Here is a 5772-nt window from a genome sequence, read left to right on the forward strand (position 1 = left end):
AAGGAATGTGAAAGTAAAACAGAAAATATCAGGTTTTTTTAAATCGACAAATGGTGCTCAGACTTTCGCAATAAACAGGTCAATTATTGATACAATCATCAAGTCTAGAAACAAAGTTCTTGAGGGCTTAAATTGCCTTGCTACATATATCCCTGATTAGTTACGATTGTTTCCAATCGGGATGACCAGATATAATGAAACTCAATAAAATCATCAGGTTTGCATTACCTGAGTCAGTACTTTTAATCCAAATATGAATATCATCTTTTGGTTCAGGATTCCTTTTAGAGCTTCCTAAAATACAAATGTCAAAATTGCCAGAATTAACCAAGGCGAAATTATCTACTATATTTGAAAGTTTTGAAGGATCTTCTTTATCGAATTCGAATAACACCATATTATTTTCCATTCCTGCAATACCAGGAACCTGAATTGTTTGTGCCACTGCTGATGTATAGGATGGTGATATAATGGTATCTATATATACGTTGTTTTTATATTTATCAAATTTGATTAATAGTTTTTCTAGAACCTCGTGAGATTGTTGGACTGTGCTTTTTGAATAATAACCTTCTATCATATGGATATAGGTGCCAAAGCCGAATTTATAAGAAATCCAGTTTAGTAATCGAAAAGCCATACTTCTCGAAAATGTATCATCTGATATGCAAATAATACTTGGGCGCCACTCTTTAATTTCTTTGATGTTCCTTGCTTTTTGCAGATATACCTGCATATTTCTGCTTAACTGAAAAATAGTATTTGCAAAAATTGCTTGAAGCCCACTTCTGTTTTTGTGGTAACTATTGATATACACATACAGTAATCCCATTAAAACAATTGAGAGAATTGCATACGTTCCACTAATCTTGAACATGACCCAAACTGCAATTACAAATCCGGTAGCTGAAATATACCATTTTGATTTAAAGGAAGGGCGATAGGAAGGAGAAGACCCAAAGTGATTCAAAAATGATATGAGGCAAAGAGAACCATAAGTTATCATAAAAAACATGGAAATAATTTGGGCTACAGCATTCACATCTCCCAATGCTACAAAAATAAATGCGATGATGGCTGTCAGTAATGTTGAGTTTATAGGCTCATTATCTTTTTTGCGGCCTTTCGACAACCAATTATTTATTTTTTGCCAGGGGAAAGAATTGTCCATTGCAAGTGCCTGAAGGGTTCTGGGAGCTACCATTATTGAACCCAATGCAGATGAAATTGTTGATGCAGCAAGTCCTAAAGGAATGATAATTAATCCTCCAATGGCAACTGTACTCATGCTTAACTGGTTTTCTATTAGGTCTGCAGGACTTACTGACAAGGCTAGTTTGTAAATTACTAGAAAATAGATTAGCATGCCAACAATAGTTGCACTTATGGTTCCTAGTGGTATTGATTTGGCAGGATTTTTTAGGTCTCCAGATAATCCAACCCCAGCTGTCATTCCCGTAAATGCAGGGAATATTATGGCAAATACAATGAAAAAACTGTCCATATTTCTAAACTGAGCAGTACCTAAATTAAACGATGAGTGACTAGCATGTTCAGTTGAACCAATGAAAAAAGAAATTAACGAAATAGCTAATATGGCAACTACAATGTAAAGCGCTTTTACACCGACATCAGCTCCCTTTTTGAAAATCACAACAGCTAATACAATAAGTGCAGGTATACTTATTATTTGACGTGGAACTATTATATCATATTTACTGAGAAAAAAGTTGAACATAAATTCAAATGCTTCAGTGAAAGCAATGATGTAAAAAGCAACACTTATGGCCTGAGAAAGGTATAATGTAATTCCGATTGTTGCGCCAATATTCAGTCCGAATGAACGTGAAATAATGAAATACTCACCACCACCTTCAACTCTTTTATTGGTTGCAAGTTCAGAAATTGCTAATGCGGTAGGAATAGTTACTACGTGGCCAAGTAATATAATTAAAACAACACCCCAAAAACCGATACTTCCAACTGCATAACCAAATCGAAGAAAAAGAATAGCTCCAAGAATCGTGGAAATTGCTGTAAAAAACACAGGTGCAGTCCCAAATCCTTTTTTTGCTGAATCTATTGCCATGACTTCTGTTTAGTTAATTATTATTATCTATAAATCGCACAACCAATTTCCAAGTTTTTCAATAGCACACTTAATATTGGGAGAAACTTCATCCATAAAACCATTCCCCAAATCTGGATGCTTATCTGCATATTCCAAAGCTCTTTTGCCATCAAAGTCAACATAGGCTATTCTGCAAGTTAGTTCTGATTGATCCCTTCCAAAATCACTTCCCGGTAACATGGCGACACCCGTTTCACTTAATATTTTATTGCATAATTCATAGGAAGATGTGACCCCTTTTTTTGCCAGTTTGTCTTTATAATATCCAAAATCAGGAAAAATATAAAATCCTCCATGAGGAAGCTGAACATCAACATAAATGTTATTGAGCGTATGGGTTATATTTTTAGCTATGGTTTTTAATATTCTTCGTGAATGATGTAAATATAAATCAATATCATCTCCCATCTGAAATGCCCTGATTGCTGCATATTGAATGGGTGCACTGGTTGACGTGAATGTTTCGCTGGCAACCACTGCCAGTGCATTTTGTAACCAGGATAATTCTTCTGGAAAACTAAACGTACCTAATCGCCAGCCACCTGCACCACACCACTTACTTAGTCCTGAGCTAATAATTGTGCCTTCAGGATAAAATCGGGCAATAGAAACATGTTTGTTGTTATGATGAAGCATCCCATAAATCTCGTCTGAAACAAGTATTACTCTGTATTTACGAGCTACTTGTGCCAATTGTTTTAACCTTTCTAAAGGATAAGTATATCCCGTAGGATTTGAGGGATAATTTAAAATAACAATACGAGGTCTTTCTGGGTCAGATTCACAAATTTCTTCAAGCTTCTCTGGAGTTAAGCGCCATTGATTCTCCTTTTTTGTTTGTACCCAATGCACATTTCGACCTATTATTTTGGCTTGCGGAGAATAGGATACCCAGCTAGGAGTTGGAATTATTAGGTCACCATAATAAACCAACTGTAACAAGAAAATAAGCTCTTTTGAACCAGGGCCTATCATTATATTCTCAGGTTCGAATTGTACTTTTTCTGTAATCAAATTGAATTCAGTAATGGCCTCTCTTAATTTGGGTAATCCTTTTACAGGCAAATAATCCTTTTGATGGGCATTTTGCCTAAGAGCTTCGACAACTGACTCCGGCACAGGAAAAGGAGATTGTCCCAATCCAAGTTTATAAATGTTTTTCCCCTCACTTCTGAGTTTATTGCTTTTTTCATTAATGGCTAAAGTGGCCGATAATTCAAGCCCTCTAACATTCAGATTCATGAAATGTTGAAAATGTGCTTTTTTTGATTTTCCCATTTTTATTGTAGTTTTTTCAGGCTATAAAGGTCTTTACGTCTGTCTTTTAAATTCCGAACACTTCCAAACTGATTTAATTCTCGTAGTAAATCAATATCAACATCAGCAATTAAAATCATTTCTGTATTTGGAGTTGCTTCTGCTTTAATACCATTTGTTGGAAATGAGAAATCACAAGGTGTAAAAACCATTGATTGCGCAAATTGTATATCCATATTATGAACGTTTGGCAAATTTCCTACACTACCGGCAATTGCAACAAAACACTCATTTTCAATAGCACGTGCTTGTGCACAGTATCTTACTCTTGAATAACCATTTTGTGTATCGGTAAGGAAAGGAATAAATAAAATATCCATGCCTTCATCAGCTAAGATACGACTTAATTCAGGGAATTCTGAATCGTAACATATCAGAATACCAATTTTTCCACAATCAGTATCGAATGCTTTTAAAATAGAACCACCTTGCATTCCCCAAACTTTGGCTTCATCAGGTGTAACATGCAATTTTTCATATCTTTCAATATTTCCATCTCTTTTACAAAGATAACCTGCATTAAAAAGCTGATCATTTTTGATTTCAGGCATGCTACCCGAAATAATGTTGATATTGTAGGTAATTGCCAGTTCAGAGAATTTTTGCACAATCGCATCGGTATGTTCGGCTAGTTTTCTAATAGCTTCAGGCTCTGTTAAATGATTGTTTTCGGCCATCAGCGGAGCGTTAAAAAACTCAGGGAATAAGGCAAAGTCGGATCGATAACCAGAAACAGCATCAATAAAATATTCAGCCTGCTGCATCACTTCATCGAGATTCTTATAAGGTCTCATCTGCCACTGAATTAATCCTATTCGAACCACTTTTTTAACCAACGAAGGCTTTTTGCTTGGTTTTTCATAGTAAATATTATCCCATTCAAGCAAAACGGCAAATTCATTCGATGCCTTGTCTCCTTCTAAATACCCCTTTAAAATTTTTGCAGGATGAAAATCGTTTGATATCTGAAAATTTAGAACAGGATCCTTGATTTCAGTTTTCCTTACCTTTTCAATGTATTCTTTTGGTGTTAAGGTGTCAGCATAATTGTGATAGTTTGGTATTCGTCCACCAAAAGCTATCCCTTTTAAATTAAGCCTTTCACATAATTCTTTTCTATGATCATATAATCTTCGACCCAATCTTAGTCCTCTGAATTCAGGCTTGATAAAAACATCTACTCCATACAAAACATCCCCTTCATTGTCATGAGTATTGAAGGTGAAGTTTCCTGTAATATCCTTGTATGTGTGACTTTCTTCATATTGTTGGTAATCTACAATAATTGAAAGAGCAACACCTGCAATTTGTGAATTCACCTTAACTACAATTTGACCTTCGGGAAAATATTCAATCAAAGTCTTTATCTGGTGCTCTTTCCAATAGGCATTTGGCATGGTTGAATATGAAAGAATCATTGTTTCTTTCAATTCTTGATAATCGTCAAGCGTTAGGAATTTTAGCTCAATATTTTCAATGTCTTGTATCATATAGTAAAAAACGTATAAATATAAAATAATAATCTATTTTGCTCTTTAATTCAGAGCTTTTTCTCTTTTCAAATATAATTTAAAAACAAATTCTCAAAGCAATAAAAATGTTGTCGTACAATTATTGATTTTCAATACACTAAGTTAGAATCCATTTTAATTGTTAACCAAAGGTAGGTTTAAGTCAAAGAGCTTTACATTTGGTGAGACTAACTGAAAAGCTTGCGCTATTAATGAATTAATCCAACAATTTTTCAATCTCATTCAATTTGTAGTTTTGAGGTCTTTTATTCGTAATTTTATGTCTTAAAGTTTTATCTATGATTTCAAAAATAATTGATAGTTTAAATGTTGATTTGAAGATAGTCATAATTATTGCCTTCATTTTAATTGTTACACTCATTATAAACAGGCTTATTAGATGGCTTATTAATAGATCTTATAAAAGGGAATCCAGAAAATTTAAAGTAGACCCAACAAGTTTTAAGTTTTTTAAAAATGCAGCTTCCCTAATTATCTGGACAATTGCAATTGGTGTGGTAATTTATACAGTGCCCAAATTCAAAGCTCTTGCATTAACCTTATTTGCAAGTGCAGGTATCATGGTTGTTATTCTGGGTTTGGCAGCACAACAGGCTTTTTCAAATATTATTAGTGGAATATTTATCGTGATATTTAAACCTTTTCGTGTTGATGACTTAATTTCAGTTGGAGAAAATCAAAGAGGAAAGGTTGAGGACATTCCTTTACGTCATACTGTAATTCGAAATTTTGAAAACAAAAGTATCATTATCCCAAATTCAATTATTAGTTCAGAAACAGTCATTAATGACA

The 5772-nt window shown here is 34.0% G+C and carries 4 protein-coding genes; 1 reads left to right on the forward strand and 3 read right to left on the reverse strand.

The features are described 5' to 3' along the window. Positions 1-160 precede the first annotated feature (160 nt). The 3 genes from HOG71_15725 to HOG71_15735 are packed head-to-tail and all read right to left on the reverse strand — an operon-like array spanning position 161 to position 4938. The gene (locus tag HOG71_15725; GenBank protein ID MBT5992297.1) at positions 161-2089 is read right to left on the reverse strand and encodes an amino acid permease; all 1929 of its coding nucleotides are present in this window, start codon (positions 2087-2089) and stop codon (positions 161-163) included. Positions 2090-2116: 27 nt separating this feature from the next. Beyond that, positions 2117-3409: a pyridoxal phosphate-dependent aminotransferase gene (locus tag HOG71_15730; GenBank protein MBT5992298.1), complete on the reverse strand. Its 1293-nt coding sequence runs from the start codon at positions 3407-3409 to the stop codon at positions 2117-2119. Between the two features lie 2 nt (positions 3410-3411). Continuing rightward, a complete protein-coding gene (locus tag HOG71_15735; GenBank protein ID MBT5992299.1) occupies positions 3412-4938 on the reverse strand; it encodes a GNAT family N-acetyltransferase in 1527 nt (508 codons plus the stop codon). A 320-nt stretch (positions 4939-5258) separates the two neighbouring features. On the opposite strand from HOG71_15735, the gene HOG71_15740 reads away from it, so the two are divergent. Then, positions 5259-5772 (forward strand): mechanosensitive ion channel (locus HOG71_15740; GenBank protein ID MBT5992300.1); only part of this gene is annotated, 514 nt, incomplete at its 3' end.

It is taken from the genome of Bacteroidota bacterium, from assembly GCA_018698135.1.
GTDB lineage: Bacteria > Bacteroidota > Bacteroidia > CAILMK01 > JAAYUY01 > JABINZ01.